At 41.8% G+C, this 13819-nt stretch carries 13 protein-coding genes and 1 pseudogene; 9 read left to right on the forward strand and 5 right to left on the reverse strand.

All coding sequences use genetic code 11. From position 1 onward, the window contains the following. Positions 1-115 precede the first annotated feature (115 nt). The 7 genes and pseudogenes from GWP40_RS05820 to GWP40_RS05850 all read left to right on the forward strand — a co-directional run bounded on the left by GWP40_RS05820 (position 116) and on the right by GWP40_RS05850 (position 7429). Positions 116-742: an iron transporter gene (locus tag GWP40_RS05820; RefSeq protein WP_212566435.1), complete on the forward strand. Its 627-nt coding sequence runs from the start codon at positions 116-118 to the stop codon at positions 740-742. Between the two features lie 584 nt (positions 743-1326). Next, positions 1327-2241, forward strand: a complete 915-nt coding sequence (locus GWP40_RS05825) for a Fe-S-containing protein (RefSeq protein WP_230974634.1) — start codon at positions 1327-1329, stop codon at positions 2239-2241. 30 nt (positions 2242-2271) lie between these two features. After that, positions 2272-3549: an ABC transporter permease gene (locus GWP40_RS05830; protein WP_162662893.1), complete on the forward strand. Its 1278-nt coding sequence runs from the start codon at positions 2272-2274 to the stop codon at positions 3547-3549. Between the two features lie 45 nt (positions 3550-3594). After that, positions 3595-4731, forward strand: a pseudogene (locus GWP40_RS05835) (ABC transporter permease). Positions 4732-4745: 14 nt separating this feature from the next. After that, positions 4746-5432: an ABC transporter ATP-binding protein gene (locus tag GWP40_RS05840; protein ID WP_212566437.1), complete on the forward strand. Its 687-nt coding sequence runs from the start codon at positions 4746-4748 to the stop codon at positions 5430-5432. Between the two features lie 288 nt (positions 5433-5720). Next, positions 5721-6206 (forward strand): FMN-binding protein, encoded by a 486-nt coding sequence (locus GWP40_RS05845; protein WP_212566438.1) that lies wholly within the window; start codon positions 5721-5723, stop codon positions 6204-6206. Positions 6207-6211: 5 nt separating this feature from the next. Then, on the forward strand, positions 6212-7429 hold the full coding sequence (locus GWP40_RS05850; RefSeq protein WP_212566439.1) for an ABC transporter permease: 1218 nt from the start codon (positions 6212-6214) through the stop codon (positions 7427-7429). Positions 7430-7759: 330 nt separating this feature from the next. Here GWP40_RS05850 and GWP40_RS05855 read toward each other — a convergent pair whose 3' ends face one another. From GWP40_RS05855 to GWP40_RS05870, 4 genes are all read right to left on the reverse strand, one after another. Further along, positions 7760-9460: an MBL fold metallo-hydrolase RNA specificity domain-containing protein gene (locus tag GWP40_RS05855; protein ID WP_212566440.1), complete on the reverse strand. Its 1701-nt coding sequence runs from the start codon at positions 9458-9460 to the stop codon at positions 7760-7762. A gap of 25 nt (positions 9461-9485) precedes the next feature. Continuing rightward, the gene (locus GWP40_RS05860; protein WP_212566441.1) at positions 9486-9854 is read right to left on the reverse strand and encodes an MBL fold metallo-hydrolase; all 369 of its coding nucleotides are present in this window, start codon (positions 9852-9854) and stop codon (positions 9486-9488) included. Positions 9855-10146: 292 nt separating this feature from the next. Next, on the reverse strand, positions 10147-10467 hold the full coding sequence (locus GWP40_RS05865; protein ID WP_212566442.1) for a TfoX/Sxy family protein: 321 nt from the start codon (positions 10465-10467) through the stop codon (positions 10147-10149). A gap of 145 nt (positions 10468-10612) precedes the next feature. Further along, positions 10613-11041 (reverse strand): VOC family protein, encoded by a 429-nt coding sequence (locus GWP40_RS05870; RefSeq protein ID WP_205076259.1) that lies wholly within the window; start codon positions 11039-11041, stop codon positions 10613-10615. A gap of 179 nt (positions 11042-11220) precedes the next feature. On the opposite strand from GWP40_RS05870, the gene GWP40_RS05875 reads away from it, so the two are divergent. Beyond that, positions 11221-11814 carry a TetR/AcrR family transcriptional regulator gene (locus tag GWP40_RS05875; protein WP_212566443.1) on the forward strand — a complete coding sequence of 198 codons (594 nt, stop codon included), beginning with the start codon at positions 11221-11223 and terminating at the stop codon, positions 11812-11814. A gap of 52 nt (positions 11815-11866) precedes the next feature. Then, positions 11867-13213 carry an MATE family efflux transporter gene (locus GWP40_RS05880; protein WP_212566444.1) on the forward strand — a complete coding sequence of 449 codons (1347 nt, stop codon included), beginning with the start codon at positions 11867-11869 and terminating at the stop codon, positions 13211-13213. 218 nt (positions 13214-13431) lie between these two features. On the opposite strand, the gene GWP40_RS05885 is transcribed toward GWP40_RS05880, so the two are convergent. Further along, positions 13432-13791 (reverse strand): nuclear transport factor 2-like protein, encoded by a 360-nt coding sequence (locus GWP40_RS05885; protein WP_230974638.1) that lies wholly within the window; start codon positions 13789-13791, stop codon positions 13432-13434. Between the last annotated feature and the right edge of the window lie 28 nt (positions 13792-13819).

The following is a 13819-nucleotide window of genomic DNA, read 5'->3' on the forward strand; positions in this document are numbered from 1 at the left end:
CGATGACAACTGCTTTTGGGCTGCCGGATTGCGGAAAATAACCGGTGTCCTGCAAGGCTGTAATGAATGTGAAACAAAAAGAAAATAAAGATATTTATAGGAGGATAGTTTCAAAATGAAGAAAACCGTATCTTTTCTTTTTGCACTGATTGCAATCGCTTTTGTGCTTGCATCATGTGAAAAACCTGCGCAAAAGCAGGAAATGGCACAACCTGCTGCAGACCAAAAAATGGCTGCGGCTCCTGCACCGACTGAAGAAGAAGCTGCAGGTTTTGATGAGTTCCCAATCGGAGACGAACAGGATGTAGGCCCGCTCCACATCGGTGGCGTTTACTTCCAGCCGGTTGACATGGAACCTGCCGGAAACAGCCTTTCCAAGAACGAAGCTGACTGCCACATCGAAGCGGATATCCACGCAAATGATGAGGGTAAGGTGCTTGGTTACGGCGTAGGCGACTTTGTTCCGTATCTTCATGTTAAGGCTTATGTTCAAAAGCAAGGCTCGAGCAAAGTGCAGGAAGTTGCATTTATGCCGATGAATGCCGATGACGGCCCCCACTACGGTGCAAACATGAAGTTCGAAGAAGGTCTCGGCAAATACAATGTCAAATTCGAAATCAAAGCTCCGGGGAATGATTACCTGTTGCACGTTGACAAAGAAACCGGTGTTACCGGCCGTTTCTGGACGGAACCGCTCGTTGTCGAATGGAAAGATTTCGAATGGAAAGGACCTCAGTGGTAAACAGTATGCAGTTTTAAGGCGGTGCCGGTTCATTTAAACAGTTAATCGGTATGCCTTACAATCAACCTGTTCGGAAACTTCCGTTTTGGGACAGGTTGCTTTGGAAACTGCTTTGCCACACTAAGCGGTAACCGTTATTCTTTCTTTGCAAGATACTTCTATTAAAAGGTATATTTTGGGAAAGAGTGGCGGTTACCGCCGGTTTTTTCTTGGAGGTGTATCATCTTAAAATTTTATATAAGAGTTTTTGAAGCAGGTATCGCCTTTGCATTGGTGTTAGCCGTTGTATTTGCTTCATTTAAAACTCAAGAGTCCGAGAAAACGGAAGAATCCGAAAAAAAAAACGGCTTGTCGTTTTAGCAAGTATGCTGCTGGGCTTTGTCGGCAGTATTGTCTCAGCAATTCTTAGATCAATTCCCAATTATATCAACAGGACACGCTTTGCTTTTTGGTCGATGGTTCCTGTTAGTATCGCGCTTGTCTTTCTCCTTATTTTACTTTTTACTTCAACCAATCATAAACAAAAAAGATCGCGCCTATATGAAAATCTTTTTAGTGCGGCAATTTTCTTATATGCGTCTTCGATGCTGTTTTACTATCTCCCCGTTATCATCATGCTGGGAACGACATTGGTCAATTACGGCGAAAGCGCGGTAAGCACGATTGTCTTATTCAGGCTGATAGGCTATGTGCTCGGCATTGTGTGTATGCTGTGCGCCGGTTTAGCAGTCTATAAAACGCTGATTAAATTATCGGCTATAGAACTCAAGGTATCAGTCGCCGGTGCGCTCTGCATTTTCGGTGTAACGCAGGTTGTCGTTATTTTACAGCGCCTCTATTCGTTAGGGATTATTCCCCGCAACGATTTTATCTTTGCGTTCATTGCGGCTGTGGTAAACAACGCAAATTTCTTTACCTTTGCGATTATCCTATTCATTATGTTTCCGCCGATTATCCTCTGGCGGAAGAACCGGACAATTACGGAAACGTATCACAACAATGCCGAACTGCGGAAACTGAAAGCGCAAAAACGCAACGCCCGCCGGTGGGCAAAATTTTCGCTCGTCCTGCTGATCGGTTCGGTCTTATCTCTTTCCGTTTTGCGGCACTACGTTGACCGGGAGGTTCCGCTTTCGCCGCCGGAAAATTACACGATTGCCGACGGTATGGCGATGATTCCCATTGCGGAGCTGGATGATGATAAACTGCACCGGTATGCGTATACTTCGGAGCAGGGAATCGAAGTCCGCTTTATTGCCATTAAAAAGAGCGAAGGCTCTTATGGCGTAGGGCTTGATGCGTGCGATATCTGCGGTCCTACCGGATATTTTGAACGGAACGGGGAGGTTATCTGTAAACTCTGCGATGTCGTGATGAACAAGGGAACTATCGGCTTCCCGGGCGGATGTAACCCTGTGCCGGTTGCGTATATCATCCACGATGAAAAGATCAAGATAAAGATAGCCGATCTCGAAGCGGAAGCGCACCGCTTTAAATAGGAATATCCAGATGGAGGTTCGATAGCAATTATGTTTTGGAGAATGATAGCCGGTTCTCTCTTCCGTCAGAAAGGGAAGATGGCGATGATTGCGTTTACCATTGCGCTAGGCGCGAGTCTTTCAAGCGCAATGCTCAATACGATGCTCGGAGTAGGGGATAAGGTGAATCAGGAGCTGAAAACCTACGGAGCGAATATCAATGTCGTGCATAAAGAGGCCTCGCTTCTCGATGATATTTACGGAGTAGAGTCGGGGAGTACCAAAAAGTATTTACGCGAGGATGAGCTGTATAAAATTAAGACTATATTTTGGGCGTACAATGTTGTTGACTATGCTCCGTTTTTAAACGTGTCCGTTGAATATAAGGGACAAAATAAGCCCGTCCGCCTGACCGGTACATGGTTCGATTATAAAATAGACTTGCACACCGGACAGGAAGTTATTACCGGTATCCGGCGGATGCGGACGTGGTGGGAAGTAACCGGTGCTTGGGCTTCCGATACCGATGATTCCGCCTGTATGATCGGCAGCCTCTTTGCGGGGAGGAACGCTATTCATGTCGGCGATGTGATCGAAGTAACAGGCCCTGCCGGAAGCGCATCGTTGACTGTTTCCGGCATATTCAATTCGGGCAGCAACGAGGATGAGTACATCTTTACACCCCTTCATACGGCGCAGCGCCTGTTAGGAAAAACCGATGTATGTGAAAGCATTGAGGTAAGTGCGCTTACGACGCCCGATAACGATCTCGCACGAAAGGCCGCGCGGAACCCTTTGAGTTTAACCATCAAAGAGATGGAGGTATGGTACTGCACCGCGTATGTCAGCAGTATCTGCTATCAGATTCAGGAAGTGATTACCGATGCCGTTGCAAAACCGGTGCGGCAGGTCGCCGAATCCGAAGGGGCGATTTTAAATAAGACCACGCTGCTGATGCTCTTAATCACAATTTTGAGCTTGCTCGCTTCCGCATTGGGAATTTCCAACCTTGTAACGGCAAGCGTGATGGATAGACGCGCGGAAATCGGTTTAAAAAAGGCAATCGGCGCGAGCAACACGGCGGTTACCGTATCGGTACTGACGGAGATTATGATTATCGGATTAATCGGCGGAACAATCGGCTACTTTGCCGGATTGGGTTTAACGCAGATTATCGGACGGAGCGTATTCGGTTCGGCTATTCCTCCTGCGCCGATGGTGATTCCGATTGTCGTGCTTATCATCTTTCTTATCACCCTGCTCGGCAGTCTGCCTTCGGTACGGTATTTACTCAAGCTCAATCCTACGGAGGTGCTGCATGGAAAATAAAATGCACGTCGAAAGCGGAAAGAGCGGATACGGGAGTGAAACGCTATGACAAGAAACAGAATGTATTTAAAGATGATTACAAGCTCGCTGATACGCCGCCGGTCGCGGATGCTTGTCGCGTTGTTGGCAATCGCAATCGGTTCTACGGTACTGTCGGGCTTACTGACTATTTACTATGATATTCCGCGCCAGATGGGGACGGTGTTCCGCTCATACGGCGCAAATTTGATATTCCTTCCGGCGGAAAGCGAAGCCAAGATTATGGAGGAGTAAATCGGTGCTATTAAACAGGTGATCGATCCCGATAAGCTGGTCGGTTTTGCGCCGTACATCTATCAGTCTGCAAAGGTGAACGAGCAGCCGTATATGATCGCCGCAACCGATCTGGAAAGTGCAAAAAGTAATAGTCCGTATTGGCTTGTCCGCGGGGACTGGCCGCACAATAAAAAAGAAGTGCTGATCGGACATGAAATAAGCCGCAATATTGAATTGTCGGTCGGCGATACTTTTATCGTCAATACGCCGAAACCGAACGGCGATGTAACCGTCACCGAATGCACCGTGTCGGGCATTGTTACCACCGGCGGCGTGGAAGAAGAATTCATCTTTATGAGCCTTGAGGATATCAAAGGGATTATCGGGTATGACGATCGGTTCGATGTTATCGAATGCAGCATCGACGGCAATCAGGAGTACCTTAAATCGATAGCCGATATGGTGTCGAAGCAGGTGAACGGTATTACGCCGCGGCTTGTAAAACGTGTAACGGAATCTCAGGATGTGGTTTTGAGCAAGCTGCAGGCGCTCGTGTGGATTGTTACCATCATTGTGTTGTTCTTAACGATGATTTGCGTAACGACGACGATGATGGCGGTTGTCGCAGAACGCAGAAAAGAAATCGGCCTTAAAAAAGCACTCGGCGCTTCAAATAGCAGTGTTGTGAAAGACTTTATGGGTGAAGCGGTGATGCTCGGTTTGATTGGCGGCATCTTGGGCGTGGTATTAGGCTATGTGTTTGCGGACAACGTGAGCATCAGCGTATTCGCCCGCGAGGTTTCGTTTCCGGTGCAGCTCGCGCCGTTTACGGTAATCGCCTCGATTATCATCACGATTGTTTCCTGTTTATTCCCGGTACGCGCCACGGTAGACATCGACCCCGCTTTGGTTTTACGCGGGGAGTAGCAAAGGAGGATTATATGGATATTTTAACATTGAGCGGAATTTCAAAGATTTACGGCGACTTAAAAGCCTTAGACAACATAAACTTAAACGTAGAAGAAGGCGAGTGGCTGTCGATTATGGGCCCGTCCGGTTCCGGTAAGACGACGCTGATGAACATCATCGGTTGTATGGATAAGCCGTCGCTCGGCAAGATTGATTTGGCGGGGCAGGATATTTCAAAATTATCCTCAAAGGAATTAACCGTTGTCAGGCGGGATACCATCGGCTTGGTCTTTCAGCAATTCCACCTCGTCAACTATCTTACCGCGCTTGAAAATGTGATGATGGCGCAGTATTACCACAGTATGCCCGATGAAGAAGAAGCGATGGAGGCGCTTGCGAGCGTCGGCTTAAAGGAGCGGGCAAAGCACCTGCCCAATCAGCTGTCGGGCGGAGAGCAGCAGCGTGTGTGTATTGCCCGTGCGCTCATCAATCACCCCAAGCTCCTGCTTGCGGACGAACCGACCGGCAACCTCGATGAAAAAAACGAGCGGTTGGTTATGGAGATTTTTGAAAAGCTGCACAATACCGGCAGTACCATTATTGTCGTTACCCATGACCCCGAGGTTGCCGATCAGGCGGAACGGATGGTTGTACTTGAACACGGAAAAATCGCGCGCATCGAAAAGATGAGCAGAACGCGGCCTGTGCTGCAAAAATAAGATATGCAGGGAAAAACACATCAGAGGTTTTTAGTCCCACGCAAAATAAATAGGATGTTCAACCAGAACTGCCATGGATGGCAGTGGTTCCATACAGCAGCGATGTTTTGTGCCTGCACAAAACTCGCTTTCAACTGCTGTACAAGGATGTACAGCAGTTGAAGATGGCTCAAATGGTCTCACATCCTATTTATTTTGCGGTTTTGTTTTGTCTGATGTGTCTTTCCCTTTTTCTAGCATAAATTGCACGAAATTTTAAAGAAAATTTCATACAAGAAGGAGTAAAGAATGAAAAAAATATCTTTGCGTATATTCACAATTACATTGGCACTTGCGGCGTTTTGTTTCGCAGGGTGTAGTAAAAATGAAGGGACCGCGCAGCAGGTCGGACAATCGGCACAGGAAACGCAGACTGCGGTACGGTATAAGGACGGCGTTTACAAAGCGGTTTCCGGTATTAAAGACGATTGGGGCGGAAATGCCGAGGTAACGATAACCGTTAAAGACGGTAAAATTACCGACTGTGAATTCCTATCCTACGAGAAGGACGGAACGCTGAAAGGCGAGGACTACGGCAAAACCGACGGAGTGATTAAGAATGCCGGTTTATACAAAATTGCGCAGAACGCAATTAAGAATGCCGAAAAGTATGGTCCGAAACTGGTTGAAACGCAGCAGCTTGATAAAGTGGATGCGATTGCCGGCGCAACGGTGTCTTATGAACTGTTTGAGAACGTAGTCGGTATTGCGCTTAAACAGGCGAAGGCGGAGTAGTAACGATGGCAGTTTCCGAACCGGTCAAAAAATTAACGGTTATCGAACTTGCGAAACAGAACCTTAAACGCAAGCCGTTTAGGACGGTGAGTTTGATTGTGCTGACCGCGGTGCTGGCGTTCAGTCTTTTTGCAGGCAGCTTTTTGGTCAGGAGTCTGAACGGCGGAATGCAGTCGCTGTCAAACCGGCTGGGTGCAGACATCATTGTCGTACCGCAGGGATATGATTCAAAAATCGAAAGCGCACTGCTGCGGGGTGAGCCGAACAGCTTTTACTTTAAATCCGAGGTTGTAGACCGCCTTAAAAAGATTGAAGGTGTTGATCTCGCTTCTCCGCAGCTTTTTATCGCAACTCTTTCCGCCGGATGCTGTTCGTTTCCGTTGCAGGTAATCGGCATCGACTTTGATTCCGATTTTAATATCAAGCCGTGGCTCGAAAGACAAATTCGGTTACCGCTTACCGATAATCAGATTGTCGTGGGCAGTAACATCGTCGGGGATACGCAGTCCCAAGTTAAGTTCTTTAATCAGCCTTTTGTGATTACGGGACGGCTAGCGAAAACCGGTATGGGCTTTGACAACTCCGTGTTTATGACTATTGAAAATGCAAAGCGGCTTGCAAAAGAATATGAGCGGATTATGGAACATCCGGTTGCACAGGATGAAGATCTCATCTCCAGCGTTATGGTGCGGATAAAACCGAATGCTGATGTCAAAACGGTTGCCAAGCGTATCCTCGCTGAGTTTGAAGGCGAACAGATTTATCCTCTTATTTCCAAGCGGATGATGACCAATATTTCTGCAAGTATTGCAAACCTCAATGTGTATATTTATGTGCTGCTCGCGCTGCTCTGGCTGTTGTCGTTCATTGTACTTGCGGTGTCGTTTTCTTCGATATTCCATGAGCGGAAAGAAGAATTCGGAATGTTGCGGATTATCGGCGGCACAAAGAAAAAACTTGCGCAGCTTGCTTCTGCCGAAGCGTTTATCATCAGTGCATCAGGTGCGGGAATCGGAACGGTACTGTCCTGCTTAATTGTTCTCTTGTTTAATCAGGCAATTATCGCCGGTCTTAAAATGCCCTTTCTTACGCCGCCGGTTTTGTGGATACTGTTGTGCGCCCTTTTAACCTTATCGGCTATTTCGGTTATCGGCCCGCTTGCCGCACTCAAAACAATTCACGGGTTTACCAAGCAAGAGCCTGCGTTACAGCTGCAAGGATAGGGATTATCTATCCGTTCCAACATTCCGCAACTGCCGGTTTTGATAATCTGCCACAATTCCGTGCAGTTGCAATTTTGCAGTGTTATCATTCCGAGAACTGCTCCAAAAATCAACAACCACGATGCACACCATTGCTACTGAATAGAACAGTCGCCATCCGTGGCAAGTTCAAAAATTGACCTCCTTGTCAATTTTTGAACGCGAGTTTTTGCTGTGCAAAAACGTCGCTGTTGCTGGGAACCACCGCTATCCGTGGCGGTAAAAAAACAGTGACTATTAAATCTCTCTGCATGAATAAATACTCATCGTTAATCATACAAAGATCGAGTTTTAATCTAGGATATCGTTAACGGCATTTATAATTTTTACTAAAAGCTGCGGGTCAAGAGTTTCAGGATAAAGAATATCTATGGTATCTTTCACCGTTATTTTACTTTTATGAAAATTTCTTTGACGTGTATTCTCGATTTCAATATCCACTGATTCTTCATATTCACCGGTATTTAAATTAACCCACTTAAAAGATTCGGGCAATACAGTCTTAATTTTATGAGAAGCATTATTTTTCTCTTCGATAGCTTGTTTTAATGCCTCCCGCTGTATTTGAGTACCGTGATTTAAAAACACGGTTGTGGGAAAGACATTGTGTGTTCCCCGTGTATTATTGAAACCGTGAACATATTCAACAAGTTGTTCTTGGTCTGCATGCCCAGAATAGAATGCAGACATATCTTCTATTTTGCACTTTACTTCATACAATCGCATCTCGGTGTCGTTTAATTTTATATTAAATAAATCTTGCTCGGTATATACACCTTGTCCTAATTTTTTAAGCAAAGCACCATTTGTTCCTTCACCTTGATAACCGGTTAAAACAAGCGTATTTTTCTCATCTTTTAGGAATTCAACTAATTTATTTATATTTTCGCTGTTTAAGAAATTATTTGAAAATAAACAGACATCATTATAATAAAAGCATGCATCAAATTTTTCATCCGGTCTTATTGATGATGCTCGTGAGCATGAATACTCATTAGATAAAATATCATTCATAATTTTTTTGCCTTCCTCTAATTTTTCTTCTGCTTCTGTAACTTGAGGTAAAAAAGCTTTAAAAAATTGAGGTGAAATATAGTGATATTTTATCTCTTTGTTTTTATTCATAGTACAGCTAAAGAGATTTTTTTGATAAATCTGATTTACTTCAGCGGTTAAAGATGAATAATAACCATAATGAATATCCATGCCGTTATAGAATTTTTTATACAGGCCATTTAATATATTAATTATTCCGATTTGAGCATACTCAGGCAAGGTTTTAAAAAGGGTATCATTATTATATTGCGCATTATACCCTGATATATAATTTTTAATTTTATCTGGAGGCGGAAACTCTTTTAAATATAATATCTCTTTAAACTTCTGATTTTCTTCAGAAAAAGCAATATTTTCTTCAACTAAATCAAAATAGCTTAACCATTCTTCTTCCATCACATCTTCTTCGATAAAACTCTCTGGTGTAAACTGCATCGGCTGATTTTTGATGTAATATAAATCCGTTAAAATTTCTTGCATCCTATTTAAAACAAATGCAGGAATTAAAACTTTTCCACCTTCTTCTTTTGTTATATGTATGATGCGCCAAAGTTTATAAATCTTTTTAAGAAAAAGATTTTTCTTATTACGAATTCTATTTCCGTATGTTGATTCTAAAACGATATAGCGGTTTGATTCACCGTAATAAGGTGTTGCAAAATCTTTCAATAATATACTTTGAGCATCTCCGTTTTTTACCGAGAGCTCATCACATGGACCGACATCCCCCGAAAAACAGATTGCTTCCCAATACTCATATTTATTGTTTTCGACCGGTTGAGAAGGTTCTTTGATCCAGGTAAATGTAAAAGAGCAAGAGCCGAGAATATGTCCCGTTCTGAGCGGATACATACATAAACCGTCATCAATTGATATTGGGCTTTTTGCATTACCGAACAAAAAACCTGGTCTTTCATCTATCGGCTCAAAATTCATTTGGTTTATAAATTGTTTTATATCCTTATTTTCCTGCTTTTTTTATGCGTAGAGTATCTTCAATCATAATCTTTGTCAGATACATGGTTGCTTTAGTACAATAGATTCTTCCCCTAAATCCGTTGTCAGTCAAATCTGGTAAGAGCCCTATATGATCGGCATGAGCATGGGTTAAAAAGACTGCTCTAATCTTTTTTGCCAAAGAAAGAACTCTTTTTTTGTTATCGATATAATTGTGATTTGTTTCTTGATATTCTCCGCAGTCGACCAGATAATAATTGCAAATATCCTTTTCGGAATTACTATACTCCAGTAAAGTGCACGAACCTGATACGCAGTTGATTGCTCCCATAAAAGCAATTCGTAATTTATTCCCTTTTTTTGTATTATTCATATACTTCTCCTTATAACGTATATAATGACCTTATAAACACTATTTATTTGTAGATTAAGATCAATGGACAGAACCTAATACGGTCAGTCAGACATACTTGTAAGATTATTACAAGGAGATGTAAAATAATGAGAATACTCACTATTCGACTATATATTACTTTATTCACTGGTTATGGTCAAGCATCCGCCACGGACATGCATCCGCCACGGACACATGCAATATCAGACCAAACTTTTACCGGCAATCAGTTTCCTTCAGTTCATGAATTTGACATCATATCGCACACTTTTTATCTTTTCTTCTTCATTTTCGGCACCGGTAATTCATCATACATTGCATTAAACAAGCCCGTTATAAATGCTTTGTCATCGACTTCGTCTACTAAAAGCATTTCTTTTGCGCCTTGATACGGCAATTCGTAGGAAGCGTTCGGCATGTACGCAATTGCCGACGGAACCGCTTTTACCAGTAAGCGGTCATCGTAGATACCGCCCACAATTTTATCTCGATAGTAAATGATAAATTCTCCCATCATTGCGCGATAGCGTATGTCTTGCAATTCCGATAACTGTTCCAAAATAAAATTTAAATATGTTTTACTCGATGCCATAATTATCCATTAAACCTGTTCGGAAACTTCCGTTTCTGAACAGGTTACCTTGAACTGCGATGTTCTAAATCGTGCTATTTGTGCGATTTAGAACTCGTCGACCTATTCGAAAACGCAGTTATCGAATAGGTCTATTCTATTCGCTCTAAAATTTCAATAGGCCATCTTCGTCAAATTGAAAATTGGGTCCCCAAGATACTTCCCAATAGTATCCATCTAAATCGGAAAAATATGCATGATATCCGCCCCAAAATACTTTTTGCGGCTCTTTAACAATAGTTCCTCCGGCTTTTCTTACCAACTCAATAACGCTATCTACATCTTCTTTGTTTTTCACATTGTATGTCAATGTAATTCCTGAAAAGCCGGTTCCTGTCGGCGGATTATTTTCATCAATATCTTTTGCCAATGAATCCAAAGGGAAAAGTTCAAATTTTGTTCCCGGTGTATTAAAAAAGCATACCGGTGGATTATCTTCTTTACAGTCTGTCTTATATCCCAACCCGTCTCTGTAAAATTTTAATGCTTTTTCCATATTTCGCACGCCTAAACAAATACATGTTATTTTATTCATTTTTCACTCCATACATTTCAGATTGCTGACTCTTTTAGTCTACTGTTTTAACTATTATTTGTCTATACTGTTCATTTCGCGCTGTTTGCAAAAGCGGTTTTTTTACTTGACATTACTTGATAATAACGTTATATTAAAAAACCGACAATATTGTCGGTTTTTGCAAGGAGGACTTTATTTTGAAAGAAGAAAAACAAAAAGTTGGACAGATGAGAAAAAGAGAAATTCGAGAAGCCGCAAAAAAATGCTTTTTAGATAAAGGCTTTCAGAATACAACAATGGAAGATGTCATTACGGAAATAGGTATGAGTAGAGGCGGCGTGTATCATCATTATGCAAGTACAACTGAAATGCTAAAAGACTTAATGCTTGATGGAAATGAATACAGAAATAGCTTGATAACTGAATATTTAGCGCATAATCGGAGCAAAGATAAATATCAGCAAATGGGTGATATTTTAACAAGTAAGGCATTAGCGAAAACCGATTTAATGAAGCTGTACGCACTTCTTTTGCAAGCAAAAAACTATAATCGGGATTTGGAAGATTTATATCAAGAACTAAAATTGCATACAACTAAAGAGCTTGATCTCATTGCAAAGAAACTGGGAATTACGGCACATATTTTTAAGGCTGGCTTTTTAGTTCATTACATTAATAGTTTAATAGTGAGTTCGGAAGTGCTTAATGCACGGAATTCTTTTGACGCTCATAAGAAGTATATAAAAGAAACAATGATACAATACATTATTGATCTTGAAAAAAATAACTAAACCAATAGGGATATTTGAAAATGGGAAATAATATTTTAAGAGGTAAATTGCAATGAAACAAGATATGAAAACACAACTATTAACCAAAAGTCCTAAAGAATTGTTATTCAAGTTAGCCATCCCGGGAATAATCGGAATGCTGGTTATCGGCCTGTACCCGTTTATGGATGGGATATTTGCAGGGCGGCTGATTGGGGACTATGCGATGTCGGCAATCAGTGTATCCATGTCCTTGACAATTATAAATGGCGGAATATCGGCTTTGATAGGCGTAGGCAGTGCATCGATATTATCACGAGCTATCGGTAAGGGTGATAAAGAAACAATAGATAAAATATTCGGCAATTTTTGTTATTGGGTTATTTTATTTTCTGCAATTATCACAATAGTAGGTTTGATATTCGCACCTCATTTTTTAGACATGGTTGGCGCTAAAGGGAATATTAAAGAGCTGGGGGTGAGATATTTGCGGGTTGTATTCTTCGGTTCCATATTTGTTAATTTCGCTCAAGCAGGTAATATGACAATGCGCGGCGAAGGGGCATTAAAACAATCAATGATGATTATGGGAACGGGAGCCATACTCAACATTATGTTAGACCCTATTCTTATGAAGCTCATGGGAGAATATGCTATTGAAGGAGCTGCTATCGCAACCGTATTATCTCAAATCGTACAAGCTTTATTAACATTTCATTATTTTTCAAAGAAGAGTTCATTTGTGAAAATCCATAAAGTCAAAAAGTACAAAGCAATTTACCGTGAAATGTTTAGTATCGGCAGTTCGGCAATGATGATGCAAATTTTATTTGCGGTGCAGCAAACATTTTTATTTAAGCAAGCCTTTGTATATGGCGGAGATAACTGGGGAATTTTGATGTCTGCAACAATGAGATTATATATGTTTTCATTTATTCCGTTGTGGGGAATGAGTCAAGGATTGCAGCCTGTTATAGGAGCAAATTTCGGTGCAAAACAATACGGGCGAGTAAAAGATACGATGAAGATTTTTATGTGTGGAGCAACTATTCTTGCGGCTGCTTCGTGGATACCGTCAATGTTTTGCTCCGATACATTACTGTCGTTATTCAGTGTAAGACATGAGATTATTGAAGCCGGCGTTAAAAACTTTAAGATGTTTTATTCCACATTTATTTTATACGGAATTATGATTATGACACTGACTTTTTTCCAATCCATTGGAGACGGTAAAAAAGCAGGGATTATTGTACTGTTGCGACAATTGGTATTATTTGTTCCGGCGATACTTCTGTTGCCGAAATTATTCGGAGTGTCAGCTGTTTGGTGGGCGGAACCTATCGTAGATTTTACAATGATTATAGCCGGATTGTTTCTAATGCTTAACGTAATAAGAAAAATGGAAAAGGAAGCCGTTTAAAGGATTCCTTCATCTTAAAACAATGAACTTTTTATGGGAGATGATGCTCAATGACAGGGTTGAAAAGAATGAACCATTAGATATGTGGGCATCTCTAAAAACTCGGTTAGATTTTTAGAGATGCCCGACGAGTCTTTTTGATAAGTCTTTACATTTTTATGACTTATCAAAAAACATCGCAAAAGAAATCTAAGGAAAACCTCTAAAAACTGAAGTTTTTAGAGGTTCCCATGTATTTTTCTCCCAAGCCGTTTCTCCAATCTCCACTGCGGTGGGGAACCGTCATCTCCCCAATACTCATCCATTGCAATGATTTTATCATCTTTTAATTTTATAAACGATACCACATGAAAAGAACTTGTTCTATCAACACTGTATATGTTGACAGCGGTGATGATTAAATCACCGGTTTGTTCTATCCTTTCGATTGTTCCATCCCATGTTCCCGGATACTCGCAATTTGCTTGTATGTATTCTTCAACCGTGAAATGCTCATTAGTACAATGCCAGTTGATATATGCCGAATCGGAAAAGTAAGTGCGTAATTGTTCGGCATCTTGTTTTAATACTGCATTCAAAAAATCTTGTATGTTCGTAGCCGACCTC

It is taken from the genome of Treponema vincentii, from assembly GCF_018336815.1.
Taxonomy (GTDB): Bacteria; Spirochaetota; Spirochaetia; order Treponematales; family Treponemataceae; genus Treponema.

What these genes read in the sequence shown, in the direction of transcription:
- GWP40_RS05850 (WP_212566439.1), top strand. Translation starts at nt 6,212, where the DNA reads ATGGCAGTTTCCGAACCGGTCAAAAAATTAACGGTTATCGAACTTGCG.
- GWP40_RS05840 (WP_212566437.1), top strand. Translation starts at nt 4,746, where the DNA reads ATGGATATTTTAACATTGAGCGGAATTTCAAAGATTTACGGCGACTTA.
- GWP40_RS05855 (WP_212566440.1), bottom strand. Translation starts at nt 9,460, where the DNA reads ATGAATTTTGAGCCGATAGATGAAAGACCAGGTTTTTTGTTCGGTAAT.
- GWP40_RS05865 (WP_212566442.1), bottom strand. Translation starts at nt 10,467, where the DNA reads ATGGCATCGAGTAAAACATATTTAAATTTTATTTTGGAACAGTTATCG.
- GWP40_RS05870 (WP_205076259.1), bottom strand. Translation starts at nt 11,041, where the DNA reads ATGAATAAAATAACATGTATTTGTTTAGGCGTGCGAAATATGGAAAAA.
- GWP40_RS05820 (WP_212566435.1), top strand. Translation starts at nt 116, where the DNA reads ATGAAGAAAACCGTATCTTTTCTTTTTGCACTGATTGCAATCGCTTTT.
- GWP40_RS05860 (WP_212566441.1), bottom strand. Translation starts at nt 9,854, where the DNA reads ATGAATAATACAAAAAAAGGGAATAAATTACGAATTGCTTTTATGGGA.
- GWP40_RS05830 (WP_162662893.1), top strand. Translation starts at nt 2,272, where the DNA reads ATGTTTTGGAGAATGATAGCCGGTTCTCTCTTCCGTCAGAAAGGGAAG.
- GWP40_RS05880 (WP_212566444.1), top strand. Translation starts at nt 11,867, where the DNA reads ATGAAACAAGATATGAAAACACAACTATTAACCAAAAGTCCTAAAGAA.
- GWP40_RS05825 (WP_230974634.1), top strand. Translation starts at nt 1,327, where the DNA reads ATGCTGTTTTACTATCTCCCCGTTATCATCATGCTGGGAACGACATTG.
- GWP40_RS05845 (WP_212566438.1), top strand. Translation starts at nt 5,721, where the DNA reads ATGAAAAAAATATCTTTGCGTATATTCACAATTACATTGGCACTTGCG.